This is a genomic window from uncultured Amaricoccus sp. (assembly GCF_937891315.1).
Taxonomy (GTDB): Bacteria; Pseudomonadota; Alphaproteobacteria; order Rhodobacterales; family Rhodobacteraceae; genus Amaricoccus.
This window is the reverse complement of the sequence record NZ_CALAGI010000006.1, coordinates 1-19,207: the sequence shown is the minus strand read 5'-3', so window position 1 is coordinate 19,207 and position 19,207 is coordinate 1. Positions and strand designations below refer to the sequence as shown.

General features: G+C 70.3%; 16 protein-coding genes. 4 read left to right on the top strand and 12 right to left on the bottom strand.

The window, feature by feature from the left end; genetic code table 11:
* Positions 1–203: 203 nt before the first annotated feature.
* The 5 genes from Q0480_RS00490 to Q0480_RS00470 form a co-directional block, all read right to left on the bottom strand.
* Positions 204–635, bottom strand: coding sequence for a CoA-binding protein (locus Q0480_RS00490; RefSeq protein ID WP_299129633.1), 432 nt, complete (start codon positions 633–635; stop codon positions 204–206).
* A gap of 171 nt (positions 636–806) precedes the next feature.
* A complete protein-coding gene (gene rlmB, locus Q0480_RS00485; protein WP_299129630.1) occupies positions 807–1,595 on the bottom strand; it encodes a 23S rRNA (guanosine(2251)-2'-O)-methyltransferase RlmB in 789 nt (262 codons plus the stop codon).
* Positions 1,596–1,667: 72 nt separating this feature from the next.
* Positions 1,668–4,835 carry an efflux RND transporter permease subunit gene (locus tag Q0480_RS00480; RefSeq protein WP_299129628.1) on the bottom strand — a complete coding sequence of 1,056 codons (3,168 nt, stop codon included), beginning with the start codon at positions 4,833–4,835 and terminating at the stop codon, positions 1,668–1,670.
* Positions 4,828–5,955, bottom strand: coding sequence for an efflux RND transporter periplasmic adaptor subunit (locus Q0480_RS00475; RefSeq protein WP_299129626.1), 1,128 nt, complete (start codon positions 5,953–5,955; stop codon positions 4,828–4,830). The genes Q0480_RS00480 and Q0480_RS00475 overlap by 8 nt, the downstream gene beginning before the upstream one ends.
* Positions 5,956–6,091: 136 nt before the next feature.
* Positions 6,092–7,444: an oligosaccharide flippase family protein gene (locus tag Q0480_RS00470; protein WP_299129636.1), complete on the bottom strand. Its 1,353-nt coding sequence runs from the start codon at positions 7,442–7,444 to the stop codon at positions 6,092–6,094.
* Positions 7,445–7,599: 155 nt separating this feature from the next.
* Between Q0480_RS00470 and Q0480_RS00465 the strand changes: the two genes are divergently transcribed.
* Together Q0480_RS00465 and Q0480_RS00460 are read left to right on the top strand one after the other, a co-directional pair.
* Positions 7,600–8,859 carry a glycosyltransferase gene (locus tag Q0480_RS00465; RefSeq protein ID WP_299129624.1) on the top strand — a complete coding sequence of 420 codons (1,260 nt, stop codon included), beginning with the start codon at positions 7,600–7,602 and terminating at the stop codon, positions 8,857–8,859.
* 92 nt (positions 8,860–8,951) lie between these two features.
* On the top strand, positions 8,952–9,161 hold the full coding sequence (locus tag Q0480_RS00460; RefSeq protein WP_299129621.1) for a VPEID-CTERM sorting domain-containing protein: 210 nt from the start codon (positions 8,952–8,954) through the stop codon (positions 9,159–9,161).
* A 115-nt stretch (positions 9,162–9,276) separates the two neighbouring features.
* On the opposite strand, the gene xrtE is transcribed toward Q0480_RS00460, so the two are convergent.
* The 4 genes from xrtE to mutM all read right to left on the bottom strand — a co-directional run bounded on the left by xrtE (position 9,277) and on the right by mutM (position 13,862).
* Positions 9,277–10,863: an exosortase E/protease, VPEID-CTERM system gene (gene xrtE / locus Q0480_RS00455; protein WP_299129619.1), complete on the bottom strand. Its 1,587-nt coding sequence runs from the start codon at positions 10,861–10,863 to the stop codon at positions 9,277–9,279.
* A 6-nt stretch (positions 10,864–10,869) separates the two neighbouring features.
* Positions 10,870–11,784, bottom strand: coding sequence for a glycosyltransferase family 2 protein (locus Q0480_RS00450; protein ID WP_299129616.1), 915 nt, complete (start codon positions 11,782–11,784; stop codon positions 10,870–10,872).
* 364 nt (positions 11,785–12,148) lie between these two features.
* Complete coding sequence (locus Q0480_RS00445) at positions 12,149–12,925, bottom strand: enoyl-CoA hydratase (RefSeq protein ID WP_299129614.1); 777 nt, start codon at positions 12,923–12,925, stop codon at positions 12,149–12,151.
* 55 nt (positions 12,926–12,980) lie between these two features.
* Positions 12,981–13,862 carry a bifunctional DNA-formamidopyrimidine glycosylase/DNA-(apurinic or apyrimidinic site) lyase gene (mutM, locus tag Q0480_RS00440; RefSeq protein WP_299129613.1) on the bottom strand — a complete coding sequence of 294 codons (882 nt, stop codon included), beginning with the start codon at positions 13,860–13,862 and terminating at the stop codon, positions 12,981–12,983.
* An 85-nt stretch (positions 13,863–13,947) separates the two neighbouring features.
* Here mutM and ubiE point away from each other — a divergent pair, with 85 nt between their 5' ends.
* Together ubiE and ubiB are read left to right on the top strand one after the other, a co-directional pair.
* Positions 13,948–14,703, top strand: coding sequence for a bifunctional demethylmenaquinone methyltransferase/2-methoxy-6-polyprenyl-1,4-benzoquinol methylase UbiE (ubiE, locus tag Q0480_RS00435; RefSeq protein ID WP_299129612.1), 756 nt, complete (start codon positions 13,948–13,950; stop codon positions 14,701–14,703).
* A complete protein-coding gene (gene ubiB / locus Q0480_RS00430; RefSeq protein ID WP_299129610.1) occupies positions 14,703–16,229 on the top strand; it encodes a 2-polyprenylphenol 6-hydroxylase in 1,527 nt (508 codons plus the stop codon). The genes ubiE and ubiB overlap by 1 nt, the downstream gene beginning before the upstream one ends.
* A 22-nt stretch (positions 16,230–16,251) precedes the next feature.
* Here the strand turns inward: ubiB and Q0480_RS00425 are convergent, their stop codons facing one another.
* The 3 genes from Q0480_RS00425 to Q0480_RS00415 are packed head-to-tail and all read right to left on the bottom strand — an operon-like array spanning position 16,252 to position 18,827.
* A complete protein-coding gene (locus Q0480_RS00425) occupies positions 16,252–17,421 on the bottom strand; it encodes a LysR substrate-binding domain-containing protein (protein ID WP_299129608.1) in 1,170 nt (389 codons plus the stop codon).
* Positions 17,422–17,440: 19 nt separating this feature from the next.
* Positions 17,441–18,598 carry an aromatic ring-hydroxylating dioxygenase subunit alpha gene (locus Q0480_RS00420; protein WP_299129606.1) on the bottom strand — a complete coding sequence of 386 codons (1,158 nt, stop codon included), beginning with the start codon at positions 18,596–18,598 and terminating at the stop codon, positions 17,441–17,443.
* A gap of 4 nt (positions 18,599–18,602) precedes the next feature.
* A complete protein-coding gene (locus Q0480_RS00415) occupies positions 18,603–18,827 on the bottom strand; it encodes a 4-hydroxyphenylacetate 3-hydroxylase C-terminal domain-containing protein (protein WP_299129604.1) in 225 nt (74 codons plus the stop codon).
* Positions 18,828–19,207: the final 380 nt, after the last annotated feature.

Sequence of the window (19,207 nt, the reverse complement as noted above, 5' to 3'; positions counted from 1 at the left end):
CCCCGGCAGGGCACGCCCGTCACGATTTCGCGTAACCTCGAAATCGCGCAGTGGACGCTTGGACGTCGCGCATCGCCCGGATGGTGCTGGCGTGCGGAAGGGACATCGACAGGGGCGCCGCCTTGGGAGGCCATGCGATTTCCGGGCCGTGCAAGGCGCAGGCGAAGGCGAGGCAATCAAACAGGATTTGGCATCAGGCGGGGTTAGCCGCGGAGGCGCTCGAACTCGATCTTCGGGCAGCGGTCCATGACCACCTTGATTCCGCGCGCCTCGGCCCGCGCCGCCGCCGCCGTGTCGATGACGCCGATCTGCATCCAGATCACCCGGAGACCGCGCCCTGTCAGATGCGCGAGCGCCGCGTCCACCACCGCGCCCGCCTGTTCGGACCGGCGAAAGATATCGACCATATGGATCGGCCCAAGCTCCGGCGGCAGGCTCGCGAGATCGGGATAGGTCATCTCGCCGAGCAGCGTCTCGCCGGCATGGAGTGGATTGACCGGGATCACCCGGAAGCCCTTCAATCCGAGATAGCGCGCGACATTATGGGCGGGGCGGGCCGGGTCGTTCGAGAGACCGACGCAGGCGATCGTGCGCACCTCGGCGAAGATCGAGAGCAACTCGGCATCCGTCGTCATCGCGGGGCCGGGCTTGCCAAAAAACGCGCCCGGAAACATGCCGGGCGCGAGGTTGGAACGAGGGACAGTGAGACGAGGCAGGGCAGTTCCAGGCGCGCTACCTCACGACTCCAGATAGGACGGCGCCGAGCGATTTCAAATCCCGATGAAGCGAACGTGATTGCCATGCGCCTATCCGCGGCCCCGGGCGGCGGCGTAGAGCGCCACGGCCGCCGCGTTCGAGACATTGAGCGAGCCGAAGCCGCCATGCGCCGGAATGCGCGCGACCCGATGGCAGAGCTTGGTGGTCAGTTCGCGCATCCCCGGCCCCTCGGCGCCGAGCACGAGGCCGAGCGGCTGGCGCGTCAGCCCGTCGAGCGCCGGTTCGAGGTCGGTCTCCGCCGCGCCATCGAGGCCGATCAGCGCATAGCCCATCTCGCGCAGCGCGCCCATCGCATTGGCGAGGTTCGGCACCCGGACATAGGGCTGGCGTTCGAGCGCGCCCGAGGCGCTCTTCGCCAGCGCGCCGGTCTCGGGCGCGGAATGGCGATGCGGGGCGATCACCGCGCGGGCGCCGAACACCTCGGCCGAGCGCAGCACCGCGCCGACATTGTGCGGATCGGTCACCCGGTCGAGCAGCAGAACCAGCGGCGCGTCCTCGCGCGGGGCGCAGAGCTCCGAAACCGAGCCCCAGTCGAGCGGCGCCGCCTCCAGCGCCGCGCCCTGATGCACCGATTGCGGATCGAGCGGCGCGTCGAACCGGCGGCTGTCGACGATGCGCGGCGTCAGGCCGCTGGTCTCGATCTCGGGCGCCAGCCGGTCGGCGGCGTTGCGGGTGAGGATCAGCGTCCGCTTGTCGCGCCGGGGATTGGCCAAAGCGTCGCGGACCGCGTGCAGCCCGAAGAGCCAGACGGTTTCGGCCGCGTCGCCGCGGCGCGCCCGTTCCTTCTCGATCGCCCAGGCCGGCTTCTTGGCCACCATCGCCCCCACACAGACCACCCGACATAGGCACGCTCGGCCGCCCTGTGCAAGGCCGCTCATTGTGGCGTCAAATCAAGGAGATGCCGAAGCCCCGGTTGATGCCCCGGTCACGCGCCCGGCCCCGCGCATTGTCGCGGCGCGCAGTTCCTCGGCCAGCCGTCGCTCCTCGAAGACCCTGGGCTTGCCGAAGCCGGCGAGCAAGAGATAGGCGACCGGCGTCAGATAGAGCGTCCCCAGAGTCGCGAGGCCGAGGCCGCCGACGATGACCCAGCCGAGCGCCTCCCGCGCCTCGGCCCCCGCGCCATGGGCGAAGAGCAGCGGCACGCCGCCGAGGATGGTCGCCGTCATAGTCATCATCACCGGACGCAGGCGGATCACCGAAGCCTCGGCGACCGCGTCGCGCACGCTCCAGCCGTCATCGCGCAGCTGGTTGGCGAATTCCACGATCAGGATGCCGTTCTTGGCCATCACTCCGATCAGCAGCACCAGCCCGATCTGGCTGTAGACATTGAGGCTGCCGCCGGTCAGCACCAGCGCGAAGACGGCGCAGGCGAGCCCGAGCGGCACGGTCGCCATCACGATCAGCGCGCTGACCATGCTCTCGAACTGCGCGGCCAGTACCAGAAAGACGATGACGATGGCGAAGCCGAAGGTGAGATAGAGCCCGGACGAGGTCTCGTCGAGCGTCGCGGCCTCGGCCAGCGGCAGCACCCTCTCGCCGTCGCGTAGCAATGGCGCGGCCAGCGCCTCGGCTCGGGCGAGCGCCGGCCCGAGCGCCAGCTCCGGCGTCAGGGTGGCGGTGATCGCAACGCTGCGCATCTGCCCCTCGCGGGTCAGTTGCGGCGCCACTGCCCGTTCTTCCAGCGTCACGATGCTCGAAATCGGCACCATCTGGCCGCCGGCGGTCTTGATGAAGACATTCTCCAGATCGCCGGGATCGTTCACCGGCTGTGTGGTCGCGACCATCTTCACGTCATAGGCCCGGTCGCCGCGGAACACCTGTCCCACCGTCCGCCCGTCGAGCACCGCGCGCAAAGCCTCGCCAAGGCCGTTGATCGCGATGCCGAGGTCGGAGGCCCGCTCGCGATCGACCGCGACGAAGAGCTGCGGCTGGGTAGTCTCGTAGTTGAGCGAGACCTGACCGAAGGCTGGATCGGCCTCCATCTCGCGCACCAGCGCCTCGGCGGCTTCAGACAGCCGGCCGTAATCACCGCCGAGCAGGGCGAACTGCAGGCCGCGGCCGGCGTTGCGGATGCCGAGGCTGTTCGGTCGCAGCGCCTGCGCCCGCACACCGATCACTCCCGCGAGCCGTTCGTCGATCTCCGCCACGATATCGTCCTGCGACCGCGTCCGCTCGCCCCAGGGCGCCAGCGTCAGGGCGACGAAGCCGCGGTTGATCTCACCGCCCTGGCCGGCGGTCAGGAACACGTGCCGCACCTCGCCCGAGGCGCGCAGCGGCGCCAGCAGATCCTCGATCTCGCGCATCTTCGCCGTCAGATAGTCGAGCGACACCGTCGGCGGGGCCGTGACGCTGAGGATCGCGACCGAGCGATCCTCGGGCGGCGTGATCTCGGTCCGGATCGTGGCGAAGAGCATGGCCGCGCTCGCCGCCGCCAGCGCGGCGGCCGCGAGCACGACGACCGGCGCGGCCAGCGCCCAGGCGAGCGATCGGCGATAGAGGCGGAGGAGCCAGCCGCCGAAGGCGGCGAGCGGCCCCGCGCGTTCCTCCTCCGGCGCGGTGCGCAGCAGCTTCGCCGCCATCACCGGGCAGAGCGTCAGCGCCACCACCGCCGAGAGCAACACCGAGATCGCCATTGTGAAGCCGAACTCGCGGAACAGCGCGCCGGTCTGGCCGGGCAGGAAGGATAGCGGCACGAAGACCGCGACCAGCGTCAGGGTCGTCGCCACCACCGCGAAGAACACCTGCTCGGTGCCGAGCACGGCGGCCGCGCGGGGACCCATCCCCTCCGCCCGCCGCCGCACGATGTTCTCCAGCACGACGATGGCGTCGTCGACGACGAGCCCGGTGGCCAGCACGAGCGCCAGCAGCGTCAGGATATTGATCGAGAACCCGGCGAGATAGATCGCCGCCACCGCCCCGGTCAGCGCGACGGGAATGGTGACCCCGGGGATCAGCGTCGCCCGCCAGTCGCGCAGGAAGAGATAGATGATGGCGATCACCAGCGCGATGGCGATCACCAGCGTCAGGATCACCTCATGGATCGCGCCCTTGACGAAGGTCGCCTCGTCGCCGCTGACAAAGATCGCGACATCCGGCGGCAGCGCGCGGCGCAGCTCCTCGACCGCCGCCGCGATGCCTTTGGAGATTTCGAGCGAGTTCGACCGCGCCTGCCGGATCACGCCAATGCCGATCCCGGTTTCGCCATCGGCCCGCAGCGTGCTCTCGCGCAGATCCGGCCCGAGCGTCACCCGCGCGACATCGCCGAGCCGCGTGCTCGACGTCAGCATCAGCGCCTCGAAGGCGGCGCCCGATTCGACCGCCGCGGTTGTGCGCACCACCATGCTCTGGTCGCCGCTGGAAAGGGTGCCGGCCGGCGCGTCGAAGGCGGCGTCGGCCAGCACGTCGCGCACGTCGGCGAGGGTGAGGCCCCGGCTCGCCAGCGCCACGGGATCGATATCGACGCGGTATATCTCCTCGCGCCCGCCGGTGATCTGCAGGTCGGCGACGCCCGGCACCGAGATCAGCCGGTCCTCGACCTCGTTCTTCACCAGCTCGGTCAGCTCCTGCACGCTCCGGCTGTGCGAGGTGACACCGATGCGGATGACCGGGGACGCGTTGGCGTCGGCCTTGACGGTGACGGGCTCCTTCGCCTCGTCGGGCAGCGCGTTCGCCACCCGCGCCACGGCGTCGCGGATGTCGGTCGCGGCCATGTCGAGATCGGCTTGGTCGCCGAATTCGATGGTGACCCGGCTGCGTCCGAAGCGCGATTCCGACGAGATGTCCTGAACGCCGGCGACCCGGCTCGCCGCGCCCTCGATGACCGAGGTCACTTCCCGATCCACCGTCTCCGGCGCGCCGCCCTCGAAGGTGGTGTTCACCGTCACCACCGGTCGATCGACCTCGGGCAGCTCGCGCACATCGACGCCGAGGAACGCCGCGAGCCCGGCGATCACGATCAGCGCGTTGAGCACGAAGGCGAGGATCGGCCGCCGGATGAAGATCGCGACCCGCCCGCCGGGCGGATCGCCGCCGCCGGACGGTGCCCCCGGGTCAGCCATTCTCGTCCTCGAACACCAGCGGGGCGCCTTCGCGCAGGCGCTGAAGGCCTTCGGTCACCACGCGCTCGCCGGGGTTGAGCCGCCCGCTGACCATCACCCGGTCGCTGTCGCGCTGGACGATGCGGACCGGCACCCGAACCGCGTGCCCGTCCCGCGCGACCCAGACGTAAGGTCCGTCGCCGCTCCACTGGATCGCCAGCGGATCGACCGCCGGATAGGTGTCGCCGCTGAAGCCGAGGCGGATCGAGAAGGCCATGCCGCCGCGCAGCAGGTCCGCGCCGTTGTCGAGCGCCGCCTGCGCCCTGAGCGTGCGGCTGGCGGAATCGACGCGGCTGTCGATCGCCACGATTTCGCCGCGAAGCGCCAGCTCGGGGCGGGCGAGGGCCGTGGCATCGACGGGATCGCCGATGGCGAGGCGGCCGGCGAAACGTTCGGGCACGCGGAAATCGACGAGGATGCGCGAGCGGTCGTCGATGGTGGCGATCTCGGTCGCCGTGCCGACCTGGCTACCGGGATCGACGGGCAGCAGACCGACGACACCGCTGATCGGCGCGGTGATCGCGCGCCGCGTCAGTGCGAGATCCGCGTCACGCACCTCCAGCCGGGCGTTCTCCAGTGCGAGGTTGGCCTCGCGCAACTGGACCTCGGTCGCGGCGCCGCCGCTCCGCAGCCGCTCGGTGCGCGCGACCGTCGCCTCGGCGTCCATCACCGCGAGCCGCGCGCGGTCGAGCGCGATCGCCTCGGCGTCGCTGTCGAGTCGCGCGATGGTCTCGCCCGCGGTCACCTCGTCGCCCGAGGCGACCTCGATCGAGATCAGGCGCCCCGGTGCCATCGGCAGTACCGAGACGGAATGCAGCGCCTTGCCGTCGCCGATCGCCGAAACCCGGCCGTTCGCCTCCGCCGCCTGCACGACCGTGCCGATCACCCGCGTCGGCCCGCCGCTTCCGGCTCTCCCCGGCGCGCGCGTCCCGTCCGGAGCCGGAGCCGGAGCCGCGCCCTCGGCCGCGGTCAGGCCCAGCCGCGCGAGCAGAGGCGCCGCGCCGGGCATGTAGAGCGCCCAGAGCACGGTCGTCGCGACGAGCAGCGCGAGCGCGAGAAGCGTCTGTTTCCACCAGGCCAAGCCGGCCGTCCTCCTTCGCCCGCCGAGCGTACCAACGCTTGTTAGCATACTCCGAAACGCGAATGTCCCATCCAGGAGCGGATCACGCTTTCGTTGGCGGTGGGACGGCCTCCGACCTTCGGCCTCGCGGCGTGCGTCAGTGCATCAAGAGCGGCGCGAGGGCGTCCTGGTTGAGCCAGAGCGCGAGCGCGCCGAAGGCGCCGCCGACCAAGGCGAAGGTGACGTCGTGGATCGGGTCCCAGGCGCGATAGCGCCGCGCGATCCAGATCACCACCGGATAGACGAGCGCGGTGGCGAGCCCCTGTCCGACCAGCGCGCCGATCAGTCCCCAATTGTGGGCGCCGATCAGCATGAAGCTCGTCATCAGCGCCGCGCGGGACGAGAGCAGGACGAAGAACCGGCGCGAATCGCCGGCGGCGAGCGCGGCTTGGTCGTAGGTCAGCCCGATCACCTGCGGCAGCTGCAGGCTCGCGATCAGCACCACGATCGGCCCGGCGAGATGATAGCGCGAATCATAGAGCATCCCGACCACCTTGACCCCGAAAAAGGCGAGCACCATCAGCAGTGCGAGCAGCAAGCTGGTCAGCGGCATCCGCATCAGATGCAGTTTGCGGTAATTCCCGGCCGAGGCGGCGGGCGGACATTCGCGATAGAGCGGGATCATCACCCGCCCGACCACCGCGCCGCCGAGCAGCAGCGGAAAGCTCGCGAGGAAATAGCCGATATTGTAGATGCCGAGCATCTCGAGCGAGAGATATTTGCCGAGGATCACCCGGTCGCCCTGGGCGATCATGAAACCGCACATCGTGCTGAGGAAGATCCATTTGCCGAAATGGATGAGATCGTGCGCGGCCGCCGGCTCCCAATGGAAACGGTTGGACTGCCCGGGCAGAAAGACCTTGCAGAGAACGAGCTTGGCGATCGAGGCCGCGATGCCGCCGATCACCAGCGCCCAGACCGACCGGATGGCGATCGCGAGCCCGATGGTCGCGGCCAGCCCGACGATCTGGCTGCCGAGATCGAGCAAGGTCACGCGCCCGATCATCAGGTGGCGGTGGGCGGTCTCGATCCGCGTCGGATTGAAACCCGAGATGACGAGGGTGAGGCCGGTCGCCGGCAGAAGATGGAGCAGCTGCGGTTCGCCGTAGAATTGCGAGACCGGCCAGGCCAGCGCGCAGGTCGCCCCCCACAGCATCAAGCCGCGGACCACCTGGATCGTCCAGGCGGTATCGAGGAAGTCGGGATCGTCGCCGCGCCTGTTCTGGTTGATCGAGGGACCGATGCCGACATCCGAGAATTGCTGCAACCCGACCATGGCGATGGTCACCAGAGCCATCATGCCGAAGGTCTCGGGAAACAGGATTCGGGTCAGGATCAGGTTCGAGGCGAGGCGGATCGCCTGCGCGGCCCCGTAGCCCCCGAGTGTCCAGGCCGAACTGCGCATCGCCCGTGCGATCAGGCCATCGCCCCGCAGGGTGTTGGTGAGCATGGCCACGTGACAAACTCCAAGCTGGCGCCGGAATCGGCGGCGCGGAACCGGCGACGGCGTTCGACCGTCGCGGCCGGTCTACAGGCCAAGCGTTTATACTTTGTTTGTCACCGCGCCCTAGGAAGGAGGGGATCGCCGGCCGCCCGGGACGCGCCATGAACATCGCCTATCTGGTCAATACCTATCCCCAACCCTCGCACAGCTTCATCCGCCGTGAGATCCAGGCGCTGGAGCGGCGCGGGATCGCGGTGCATCGTTTCGCGATGCGCGGCGCGCGCGCGCGCCTCGTCGATCCGGGCGATCTCGCCGAGGACGACCGCACCGAGCATGTGCTGTCCGCCGGCGCCCCGCGTCTCGCCTTTGACACGCTGGCACAGATCGCGCGCGCGCCGGGGCGGAGCCTCGCGGCGCTGCGTCTCGCCATCGCCACCGGCCGGCGGGCCGAACGGGGCGTGTCGCGGCATCTTGTCTATTTCGTCGAGGCCTGCCATGTCGTCGCGCGCTGCCGGGCGCTCGGGATCGACCATCTGCACGCGCATTTCGGCACCAATTCCGCCAGCGTGGCGATGCTGGCGCGGCTGCTCGGCGGTCCGGCCTACAGCTTCACCGTGCACGGGCCTGAAGAGTTCGACGCGCCGGTCGCCCTCAGCCTCGGCGACAAGATGCGCCATGCCGCCTTCACCGTCGCGATCAGCAGCTTCGGCCGCAGCCAGCTCTGCCGCTGGTCCGACCTCGACGGCTGGGCCCGGATCAAGGTCGTGCATTGCGGCGTCGAACCCGCCCGCTTCGCCACTCCCGCGCCGATCCCCGCCGGCCCCGAGACGCGGCTGGTCGCCATCGGCCGGCTCGTCGAGCAGAAAGGCCAGCTCCTGCTGGTCGAGGCGATGGCTCACGCCCTTCGCGAGCATCCCGCCCTGCGTCTCACCCTCGTCGGCGACGGCGAACTGCGTGGCCCTATCGAGGCCGCGATCACGGCGCGTGGGTTGACGGGTCGCGTGACGATCACCGGCTGGGTTGACGAGGCCCGGGTCCGCGACGAGCTCGCCGCCGCCCACGCGCTCGTCATGCCAAGCTTCGCCGAAGGCCTGCCGATGGTGGTGATGGAAGCGATGGCGGCCGGCCGTCCGGTCATCGCCACCGCCATCGCCGGGGTCCCCGAACTGGTGGTTCCCGGCGAGACCGGGTGGCTCGTGCCCGCTGGAGATCCCGAGGCGCTGGCGCGGGCGATGGTCGCCCTGGCCGGCACGCCGCGCGACCGGCTCGCGGCGATGGGCGCGGCCGGCCGCGCCCGCGCGCTCGACCGTCACGACATAGATCGCGAAGCGGGCCGGCTCGCCGAACTGATGGGTGCCGTTCCCGCCGTGGGGCACATGCCGGAGGTTGCATCGCCCCCGACGATCGGCGCTGTGGCCTGATCAGAGGCCTTAACCAATCAACACCATACCGCTGGTTTTTTATGCGTACTTTCGCGATTATCAGCCTCGTTAAATGGTAGCAGAGGTGCCCAATGAAGACCAAATCCATTCTTGCCAGCGCGTTCGCCCTGGGTCTTTCGGTCTCGCCGGCTTTCGCCGTCGGCGACGAGCCGAGCCCGATCCAGGGTCATGGCCCGGTCGCCCGGGTTCCGGAGATCGACGCCGCCGCCGGTTTCGCGGCGCTCGCCGCGGTCGCGGGTGGCCTCGCCTTCGCCTGGGAGCGTCGCCGTTCCAGCCGCTGAGGCTCGGTCCCGTCGCCAGAATGGCGGCGGCATTTCCTCGGACTTGCCGGCCGTCCCATCGGCGCCTCGGCAAGTCGCTTTCATCGCTCGTTGACGTCCTCCGGACCGCGGTCTTTCAGATCGCGCTCCAGTCGCCATTCGCCACGGCCCAGCCGGCGACGACGAAATTCGCGACCACATGCGCGACGATCGCATCCGATAGTCGTCCCCGCCGCAGAAATACGCAGGCGAAGACGAGGCCGGCGGCGCCCGCCGCCAGCCAGCGCCCATGCAGCGCGGCGAAAAGCGCGGACGAAACCGCGATCGCCACGAAGCGCCAGGCGAGCCCGCCGCGGTCGAGCCGCGCCAGCACATAGCCGCGAAAGAACAGCTCCTCGATCATCGGCACCAGCAGCACGGTACCGAGAATCCGCGTGGTCGCCCAGAGCGCGAACGCCGCGCCGCCGAACCCGGCGAGCCCCGCCGCCAGTCGGGCATCCTCGGCGCTCGCCGGCGCCCGCAGCAGGATCCACCCGAAGCCGACACCGACGCCCGCCACCAGCGCGACCGGATCGATGCCCCGGTCCAGCCGCGCGTAGCAGCGCCGGAAGAACCAGAGCGCCGCCGCCATCGCCGTGGCCTTGAGCGGATAGGCGAGGTCGGGATGGCTCGACAGCGCCGAGGCGGCGACGCTTCCCAGCATGAAGACCACGAACGGCAGGATCCGCGCCGCCGTCCAGTCCTCGCCCAGAGGGCGCGCGCCAAGGTCGCGCGGCCCCTTGCGCAACCAGGGCGTTACCTGCGCGACATAGAGCAGCGCGAGCGCCAGCAGTGTGAAGAACATCCAGCCGGCGTAGCTGTGAAAGCCGTTGACCGCGAGGTCCGGCGAGATCCGCGCGCCGATCAGGATGAGGCCCGCGATCCGCGCGACATTGAGCAGCCAGCTGAGCGCCAGTCCGAGCGGGACCACGACCAGCCAGAATCGCCACAGGCGCAGCGTGTCGCGGAACAGCGCCGAATAGAGCAGGGCGAAGGCGGTCATCATCGCCAGCCCCTCGATGCCCGAACATTGCTGCGCGATATGAACGAGGAACCCGTCGATCCCGATGATATAGGCCGGCGGATCGGCCACCGGCCCGGCGCCGATCCCCCGCAGCGCCAGATAGACCGCGTCGAAGGTGGCGCGCGCCAGCGCCGGCCAGTACCAGAGCGGCTGGGCCAGTTCGGCGAGATCGGGGATGGCGAAGCCGGCCGCCAGCACGGCGAGCGGCGCGAACCGCTCCTCGCGCAGCCAGTCGAACCAGTCGCGCGGCGGCGCGAGCCAGAGCAGCGCGCCGACGCCCGCCGCCGTCGCCCCGATCAGCCAGGGCCCGACGGCGCGCAGGAAGAGATCGCCCGGCGAGGAGGCCGGCAGCAGCAGCGGCGCGAACATCAGTGCCACGCCTGCGAAATGCAGCGAGGACCAGGCCGACCCGCCGGCGTTCGCCTCGATACGGCGGACAAGACGCCCCATCGCCGCGGGCCGGGCCCAGGCGAAGACCGCGAGCGCGGCGAGGATCGAGATCGCCCGCGCCACGAAACTGCGCAGGAAGCGGCAGGCGCCCATCGCCTCGGTCGCCTGGCATTCGAACGAGGTCAGCACCTGGTAGGCGAGCGCCAGCCCGACGAGCTCGAGGCAAAGCAGACCCGCGATCAGAATCAGGCGGTTGCGCGCGAAGCTCATGCGCGCCTAACGCCCCCGGCTCCAGCCGCCGGCGCCGCCCAGCGGCAGCCGGACGGCCAGCGCGACGGCGGCGTAGACGGCGAAGCCGATCGGATCGCTCAGGGCCAGCCGCAGGCCGCCGCTCGCGCCGACCGGCGCCTTGCCCTCGTTCTCCAGCAGCGCGGGATAGCGCCGCGCGATCTCCGCGACGCCCGCGTCCTGCCGCCGCCGCACCCGGACCAGTCGCGAGAAACCCTCGACGATCGGCCAGTCATAGGGCGCGGCGACCGCGATCCGCTCCTCGGGCGTGAATTGCAGCCGGGCGAAAGTATCGTCCGAGATGATGTCGGGAAAGGCGCCCCAGCGCGCGCGGCCCGCGGCGTTCACGGCGAAGACGCCGCAGCCCGGCACGCCTTCGGCCATGAACGGCACCCGGGCCCAGAGCCGCCCATAGGCCCGGCTGACCCGGCTGCGCGAAGGCGCGATGCGCATCGCGCCGCTGGCATAGGCCGGCCCCCGCCGGTCGAGCGCCGCGCGCAGCTCGGCGAGGAGAGCCGGGCTGACGATCACGTCGGCGTCGAGATAGACCCGGATCGCCCCCCGCGCCGCCTGGTCCCCGGCGTTGAGCGCATTGAGCTTGCCGCCCTCGGCGAGATCGAGCACGACCAGTCGCCAACCGCGCGCCGCCGCCACGGGCGCGAAGCCCCGCGCGATCGAAACGGTCTCGTCCCGGCAGGCATTGGCGACGACGATGATCTCCATGGGATGCGCGTCGCCGATCCCGGTCGAGGCGAGCAGCGCCTCGAGGCAAGGGCCGATATATCGCGCCTCGTTGCTCGCCGGAAGAATGATGCTCGTCGTCCCGGGTTCGGCCCGATGGAAGAAATCGCGGCCGCTACCGGTTTTCGCGAGCGGCCGGCGCGCCGCCGAATTGTCGAGCATCGCACCCTCCGTCGCCCCAATGCCTGTCGCGCCGTTCGCGAGCGGCCGGCCGGATGACGCGAAAATGGAGCAACGACCTTAACGAAACCCTACCGCCCCGCCGCCGTGACCCGCGCTGTCCCCTCCTCCCAGGCGCCCCTCGCTGACCCGGGGCTCAGCCCTCCAGTGCGCCGGAAGCCCCGCGGGACCACGCCGCCCCCTCGGCTTCTTCCAGTTTCATATTGGCAGAATTCCTATCGGGCAGGACGAGGGGCCCCCGCCAACAGGCGGGGAGAAAAAAGGACTCGCGGCCAACGGGCCGCTCGGGCGCTCCGGCGTCGGCCGGAGCGGGAACCAAGGGCTACGCGCGCCTCGCGGGAGAGCCCTAGCGTCCCCGGAAACGCGGCGCGCGTTTCTCGACGAAGGCCGCCATCCCTTCCGTCCGATCGTCCGAGGCGAAGAGCGCGTAGAACTGCCGTCGCTCGAAGAGAACGCCCTCGCGCAGGGTCGTCTCGAAGCTCCGGTTCACCGCCTCCTTGGCGGCGCGGACGGCCAGCGGCGGCTTTTCGGCGATCTTCGCCGCCGTCTCGCGGGCCTCGCGGGCGAGATCCTTCGCGGGAACCACGCGGCTGACAAGGCCGGCGGCCTCCGCCTCGGCGGCGTCCATGAAGCGGCCGGTCAGGCACATCTCCATCGCCTTGGCCTTGCCGACCGCGCGGGTCAGGCGCTGGGTGCCGCCGATGCCGGGAATGATGCCGAGATTGATCTCCGGCTGGCCGAATTTCGCGTTGTCCGCCGCGATGATGAAATCGCAGAGCATGGCGAGCTCGCAGCCGCCGCCGAGGCAATAGCCCGCGACCGCCGCGATGATCGGCTTGCGGCAACGCGCGATCGCATCCGAGGAAGCGGCGTAGATCTCCTCGTTGCTGACGTCGGCGAAACTCTTCGCCGCCATCTCCTTCACGTCCGCGCCGGCGGCGAAGGCCTTGTCCGACCCCGTGACGATGATCGCCCGGACCTTCGGCGAAGCGTCCATCTCGCCGAGCGCCGCCGCGATCTCGTCCACCATCCGCCCGTTCAGCGCATTGAGCGCTTCGGGGCGGTTGAGCCGGATGATGCCGATATGGTCGTCGATCTCCACCAGCAAGGTTTGATAGGCCAACGCACGCTCCTCTCGAACTGTCCCGCGATCCGGTTTAGCACCGCGCCGACCCGGTTCAAGACTTCGTGTTCGCGCCGGCGCGCGCGCCGGACGCGCCCTGGCAGGCGGGGCAATGGAAGCTCGACCGTCCCGACTGGACCAGCCGCGCGACCGCCCCGCCGCAACGCGGGCACGGCGCCCCCTCGCGGCCATAGACGGCGAAGGCGTGCTGGAAATAGCCGAGCTCGCCATCCGCCCGGCGATAGTCGCGGAGCGAGGAGCCGCCGGCCGTGATCGCCTCCTCGAGCACCGCGCGGATCGCCGCGACCAGCGCCTCGAGCTCCGTCCCCGTCACGTCCCGCCCCGGCCGCTCCGGCGACAGGCGAGCCCGCCACAGCGCCTCGCAGACATAGATATTGCCGAGCCCCGCCACCAGTCGCTGGTCAAGCAGCAGCGCCTTCACCGGACCCGGGCGCCCCCGCAGTCGCGCCGCGAGATAGTCGGCGTGAAAGCCGTTGCCGAGCGGCTCCGGCCCCAGTCCCGCCAGCAGGCGATGCGCGCCGAGCTCCGCCGTCGGCCAGAGGTCCATCGCCCCGAACCGCCGCGCGTCGTTGAAGGTGATCCGCGCCCCGCCCTCGATATCGAGGATCACATGATCATGCGGCAGCGCCGCCGCGAGCGGATGGTGAAATGCGCCGACCGTCCCGCCGGAGACGAGCATCCGCCCCGACATGCCGAGATGGGCGATCAAGGTCTCGCCGGTATCGAGATCGGCCAGGAGATATTTCGACCGCCGGCGCAGCGCATCGACCCGCGCCCCCTCCAGCCGCGCGCCCATGCGCGGCGGAAACGGCCAGCGCAGATCGGGCCGCCGGATCTCGGCCCGGAGGATCCGCCGCCCGATCAGCACCGGCTCCAGTCCCCGGCGCACCGTCTCGACCTCCGGCAGCTCCGGCATCGCCCCTCCCCGCTTCGGGTCGCGGTTGCAGCGGCCCCGCCGTCCCCTATAAGCAGGAGCGCGATCGACGGAAAGAACGAGCGGCATGACCGAAACTCCCGAGCCCGGCACCCATTTCGGCTTCGAGACCGTGCCCGAGCACGAGAAGGCCGGCCGCGTTCGCGGCGTCTTCACCTCGGTCGCCGCGAAATACGACCTGATGAACGATGCGATGAGCCTCGGCATCCACCGGCTGTGGAAGGACGCGCTGCTCGACTGGCTGGCGCCCCGACCGGGCACGCGGCTGCTCGACGTCGCCGGCGGCACCGGCGATGTCGCCTTCCGCTTCCTCGACCGCGTCAAGGGCGAAGGCCATGTCACCGTGCTCGACATGACCGAGCATATGCTGGTCGAGGGCCGCGCCCGGGCCGAGGCGCGGGCGCATGGCGCTGCCATCGACTGGGTGACCGGCGACGCCATGGCGCTGCCCTTCGCCGACGCTACCTTCGACGCCTATACCATTTCTTTCGGCATCCGGAACGTGACCCGGATCGAGGAGGCGCTCGCCGAGGCGTTCCGCGTCCTGAAACCCGGCGGCCGGCTCCTCGTGCTCGAATTCAGCCGGGTGCCGAACGACGGGCTCCGTCGGCTCTATGATCTCTATTCCTTCAATGTGATCCCGCCGCTCGGTCAGGCGCTCGCCGGCGACCGGGCGAGCTACCAGTATCTCGTCGAATCGATCCGCCGCTTCCCCGATCAGGAGCGTTTCGCGGCGATGATCCGCGCGGCCGGCTTCGATCTCGTGAAGTACCGGAACCTTTCCATGGGCATCGCCGCGCTGCATTCCGCCTGGAAGATCTGATGCGCGGCCCGCACAATCTCTGGCGGCTGATCCGCACCGGCGCCACTTTCGAGCGCACCGGCGCGATGGAGATCGCGCTCGGCGCGCTCGACGCGCCGCCATCGCTGCGCCTCGCCGCCCGTGTCCTCGGCTGGCCATTCCAGTGGCTCGGCCTCGCCGGCGACCCCGCCCAGCCGCCCGTGCCCCGCGCGCTGACCGCGCTCGGCCCGGCCTACATCAAGTTCGGCCAGCTCATGTCCACCCGCCCCGACATCGTGGGGCCCGAGCTCGCGAGCCAGCTGACCGTCCTGCAGGACAAGCTGCCGCCCTTCTCCGAGGCCGAGGCGCGGGCGGAGGTCGCGCGCGAGCTCGGCGCGCCGGTCGAGACGCTCTTCGCCGAGTTCGGCGCGCCGGTCGCCGCCGCCTCGCTCGCCCAGGTGCATCGCGCGACCCTCGCGGCCAGCGGTCGCCCGGTGGCGGTCAAGGTGCTGCGTCCGGGCATCGAGCGCGCCTTCCTGCGCGACGTCGACGCCTTCTACCTCGCCGCCTGGCTGATCGAGGCGCTGGCGCCCTTTGCCCGCCGCCTGCGCCCTCGCGCGGTGATCCGGCATTTCGAGGGCGTGGTGCAGGGCGAACTCGACCTCAGGATGGAGGCGGCCGCCGCCGCGGAGTTCCGCGCCAGTACCGAGGACGATCCCCGCTTCCGCGTTCCGGCGGTGATCTGGCCGGCCTCGGCCCGCCGGGTCATGACACTCGAATGGGCGGAGGGCATCAATTTCGGCGACGTGGCCGCGCTCCGTGACAGCGGCGCCGATCTCACCGATGTCTCCGAGCGGATCATCCAGACCTTCCTCACCCACGCGCTGCGCGACGGGTTCTTCCATGCCGACATGCATCAGGGTAATCTGAAGCTCGGCCCGGATGGCGCCATCGTGGCCCTCGATTTCGGCATCATGGGCCGGATCGACCCCTATACCCGCCGGGTCTATGCCGAGATCCTGATGGGCTTTCTCCGCCGCGACTATGCCCGGGTCGCCGCCGTGCATTTCGAGGCGGGCTACGTGCCGCGCGACCGCGACATGGCGGCCTTCGCCCAGGCACTGCGCGCGGTCGGCGAGCCGATCTTCGGCCAGGACGCGACGCGCATCTCGATGGCCCGCCTGCTCGCCCATCTCTTCGAAGTGACCGAACGCTTCGGCATGGAAACCCGCACCGAGCTCATCCTGCTGCAGCGGACCATGGTGGTGGTCGAAGGTGTCGCGCGCAGCCTCGATCCGGCGATGAACATGTGGGAGACCGCGCGCCCGGTGGTGACCGACTATATCGGCGCGAATCTCGGCCCCCGGGCGATGGCGCGCGACCTCGGCGACACGCTGCGCGTGCTGTCGCGCTTCGGCCCGCGCCTGCCCGAACTCGCCGAAGCGGCGCTGCTTCGCGCCGTCGCCCAGCCGCCCGAACCGCCGCGCCGCCGCCCTCCCGGCTGGCTCTACGGCCTCGCCGGCGCGCTCCTCGGCGCCGCCCTCGTCGCCCTCGGCACCCAGCTCTGAACCGAACCGAAGCGTCGCGGGGTCAGTCGAGATCGAGGCCGAAGACGGCGGCGCAGTGCCAGAGGAAGGCCCGGGTCGCGGCGTTCATCGCGCCGTCGCGGCGACGGGCGAGGACGAGGCGGCTCGGCGGCACATCGTCGGCCAGCGGCCGGGTGACGAGGGCGTGGCCGTCGTAGCTCATCGCACTGGCGGGCCTGGTCGCCAGCAGCGAATAGCCGAGACCCTGCGCGACGAGCCCGCGCACCATCTCGAAGGTCTGGGCGCGGAAGCCGATGGTCGGCGCGCCGACGCCGGCGAAGAGAGACAGGAAATAGTCGCGGCTGGGGCTCGCATCGAGCAGGACCAGGCGCTCGGTCAGCAGCTCGGCGAGCGGGACCGAATCGCGCGACGCGAGCGGGTGGTTCCCGGGCAGCAGCGCATGGGGCGCGATGTCGGCCACGGTCTGGGCGACGACATCCTCGCCGAGGTCGAAATCATGGAGAAAGGCGAGATCGACCGCGCCAGTCCGCAGCAGCCCGAGCAGGTGGCGCTGGTCGCCCTCGTGCAGGTCGAGCGAAACGGGGCCCTGGGCGGCCTCGAGGTCGGCGATCACCGACGGCAGCAGGTGCGGCCCGAAGGTATGGAGCGCGGCGACGCGGATACGCTCGCGGGCCCGGGTCTCGCCGCCGACGCGGGCGGGAAGAACGCGGGCCGGGGCGCCATAGGCGCGGTTGGCGAAGATCAGCGGATTGCCGGCGCCGGCGACGAAGACCGCGCCGACCTCGCCGATGAAGACGTGATGCGTGCCGATGCGCTCGGCACTGCGCACGCGGCAGTCAAAGGCGGCGAGCGGGTCGCGGACCCGGGGAGCGCCGCTCTCCATCGCCGTCCAGGGGGCGCAGGAGAACTTGTCGCCGTCGGCGGTTCCGAGGCGGCCGGCGAAGGTATCGGAGATGTAGGACTGGTCGTCGCGCAGGATGTTCACGCAAAAGACGCCGTTGTCGATGATCGTCCGGGCGGCGGGCGAGAGATGGTGGACGCAGACCAGCAGGGTCGGCGCCTCGCCATCGGCCGAGACCGAGGACATGGCCGAGACGGTGACGCCCGCGCGCCCCGCCGGGCCGTCGGTGGCGACCACGTTCACGGTGGCGGCGGCGCGGCTCATGCCGTCGAGGAAGCTCTGGCGCAGGGGAGGTGGGGGAAGGGCGTTCATGGCGAGATCCCCTATGCCGTCACGCGCCGAGCCGCGCGGCGAGGTAGCGGGAGAAGTCGTAGAGCGGCCGCTCCAGATGGCTGAGCGGTCCGGGCGCGGCCAGCGGCGCGGAGACGCCGCGATAGACACGCTCGGTGCAGCCCTTGTCCTCGGCATTGACCGCGTCGAGCAACGCCTTGGTCGCCGCCATGTGCGCCTCGTGCTCGGGGTCGGCGAGGAAATCCGGCGAGAGGCCGCCGCCGAAGATGATATGCACCCGGCCGGCGCTGATCGGCTGGAGCGAGAGATACCAGAAATAGCCCGGCGTCAGCGTGATCATCAGCGAGGGATAGATCGCGAAGACCGCGGTGCGCAGGCGCCAGTCGCCGGTCAGCGTGATGTTGGTCGGATGGGCGACGGACAGGGTGAAGGACGGGTCCTTGGTGATGAAATGGATGTTGTAGGCCGGGGCGCCCGCCGGCATCTCGGCATCGGCGATCGAGGAGAGCCGGCCGATGGTTCCGGCGTGGCAGGCGGGCAGGTGGTAGCTCTCCATGAAATTCTCGGCGAGCACCTTCCAGTTGGTATCCCAGACATGGGTCTCGCGGAAAAGCTCGGTATAGCTTGCCATGTCGTAGGGCGCGATCTCGGCGGCGAGATCGCGCAGCGTCTCGGCCACCGGCGTGGCCTCCGGATCGAGCGTGACGAGCACGAAGCCGAGCCAGACCTCGCAGCGGATCGCGGGCAGCCGCAGATCCTCGCGCTGGAAGCAATCGTTGCGGGTCATGTAGGGCGCGCCGCGCAGGCGGCCGTCGAGCTCGTAGGTCCAGGCATGGTAGGGGCAGGTGATGCGTTTCGCATTGCCCGAACCGGTCAGCAGGGTCGACATCCGGTGCCGGCAGACATTCGACAGCGCGCGGATCTCGCCGTCCGCGTCGCGCAGGACGATGATCGGCTGGCCGGCGAGGTCGTAGGTGAGATAGTCGCCCGGTTCTCTCAATGCTTCGGCCCGGCCGACGCAGATCCAGTCGCGCGCGAAGACGCGGTCACGCTCGGCCGCGACCACCGCCTCGGAGGTGTAGATCGCGGCCGGCATCGCCGTCGCTTGGGTGAAGGGCCGGGCGGCGGTCGCCCGGAGGGCGGCGATCGGGTCCGCCCGCAGGGCGGCGTCGGAGTGGGGGCTGTCCATTCTGGTCATGGCGTCATACCGCGGTCTTGAGCGTGGCGGGACCGCCCATTTCCCGGTCCGGCAGGCCGGCGGATTTCCTCACGAAATCGAGCGGTCCGTCCCAGTCGAAACTGCGATGGGCGGCGGCGAGATGCGCGAGGGGCGGGCCTTGGGCGAAAAGCTGGAAGGTCAGGCGATGACCTGCGTGGTCGGAGTTGATGAAGGTCGCGCGCGACGGCGAGCAGCTTGCGCCGATCATCCGCCGCCCAGTTCTCGTTGATCGAGTCGTATTTGTCGAGCCAGAGCTTCGTCTCCGGCGCGACGAAGCCGGCATGGTCGGGCGTCCGCTCGCCGCCGAGACAGGTTTCGCGGCTGTTCCGGATCGAGTCGCGATACTGATCGCCTGCGCGGATCATCTGGTTTTGTCCCTGTCCTCGGCATTCCTCCATACAATCATGTCCGGGAATCGGCATTGGATAAAGCAAGGTCTGTCTCCGCGACGGGAAGGCCGTGCGCAAGTCGATGGTCGGCTCCCGCGGGGCGCGTCGCCCTTGGATTCCGCTCCGGCCGAGGCCGAAGCGCCCGAGCGGCCTGTTGGCCGCGAGTCCTTTTTTCTCCCCGCCCGTTGGCGGGGCCCCT